This window comes from Streptomyces sp. NPDC037301 (assembly GCF_055602785.1).
Genome location: NZ_JBVJWD010000178.1, coordinates 1 through 1604, shown reverse-complemented (window position 1 = coordinate 1604; position 1604 = coordinate 1). Strand labels below are relative to the sequence as shown.

At 69.8% G+C, this 1604-nt stretch carries 1 protein-coding gene; it reads right to left on the bottom strand.

The window, feature by feature from the left end; translation table 11 throughout:
- A partial coding sequence (locus tag ACZ7IB_RS49240; protein ID WP_470921910.1) for a polyketide synthase dehydratase domain-containing protein occupies positions 1 to 1604 on the bottom strand: 1604 nt, incomplete at both ends.

Sequence of the window (1604 nt, the reverse complement as noted above, 5' to 3'; positions counted from 1 at the left end):
ATCAACATCACCGAACGCCCGCAACACCACGACACCCGGAACCGGCACATCGGCAGCAGCACCCACCACATCGGCGAAATCCACCACCACAGACCCAGCACCCACAGCCACCGAACCCGACCCAGCCGGCACCCAATCCACCCGATACAGGGAGTCGTGGAACCCGGCCCCGCCACCACTGGCCAACTCCGATGCCTGGGTGGGCCGGACGGTCAGCGACTCGATGGAGGCGACCGCTTCGCCGGCCGTGTCGGCGATGTCCACCGCGAAGCTGTCCGCGCCCAACGGCGAGAGCCGTACCCGCAACGCGGACGCACCGGTGGCGTGCAGCGTCACGCCGCGCCACTCCGCGTTCAGTCGCAGGTTCACTGCCGCCTCGGCGACCGGCGCGGAGCCCAGGAGTGCCAGGCTCTGCACTGCGGCGTCCAGGGCCGCAGGGTGCAGGCCAAATCGCTCGGCATCCTTTGCCGCCTGCTCAGGCAGGACGACCTCGGCGTACAGTTCCTCGTCATGGCGCCAGGCGGCCTTCAGGCCCTGGAATACCGGCCCGTACGTCAGCCCCGCATCCGCGTACCGCTCGTACACGTCCCGAACCGAAACCGGCGCCGCCCCAGCCGGAGGCCATACACCGAAAGCGGACTCGTCCGCGACAGCGCGCACACCGGCACCGAGCACACCTGTGGCGTGCCGCGTCCACGACGCGTCACCCGCCACATCCTCACCGCGCGAGAACACCCGTACCGCACGCCCACCAGAGCCACCCTCAGGCGCACCCACCACCACCTGCACCTGCACACCACCACGCACCGGCAACACCAACGGCGCCTCCAGCGTCAACTCCTCCAACACCCCACACCCGACCTGATCCCCCGCCCGAATCGCCAACTCCACAAACCCGGTCTCCGGGAATACGACGGAGCCCGCGGCGGCACGGTCGGCCAGCCAGGTGTGCGTACCCACGGAGAGTCGCCCGGTGAACAGCGCACCGTCGGAGTCCGCCAGCATCATCGCCGCACCCAGCAGTGGGTGATCGGCGGCGTCGAGCCCGATCGAGGCGATGTTTCCGACGGTCGCCACGTTCTTGATCCAGTAGTGCTGGCGCTGGAAGGGGTAGGTGGGCAGGTCGACGGGCCGGGTCGGGCCGCCGGTGTGCAGGGCGGGCCAGTTGACGGTGTGGCCGGTGGTCCAGAGGCGGGCCAGCGCGGTGAGGGCCTCCGTCTGTTCGGGGCGGTTGCGGCGCAGTAGGGAGACGAAGACGGCCGTGGTGTCGTCGGGGAGTGCACTGGGGGCCATGGCGGTGAGGACGGCGTCCGGGCCGATCTCCAGGAACGTCGTCACGCCCTGGTCGGCGAGGGTCTGCACGCCGTCGGCGAAGCGGACCGCCTCGCGGACGTGGGACACCCAGTACTCGGCAGAGGTGATCTCCGCCGCCGTGGCCGTGCGGCCGGTCACATTCGAGACCACGGGGATACGAGGCTCGCTGTAGTCGAGACCCGACACCACCGCCTTGAACTCGTCGAGCATCGGGTCCATCAGGGGTGAGTGGAAGGCGTGCGAGACCTTCAGCCGGGATGTCTTGCCGCCCTGCGCCCGTACCGCCTCCA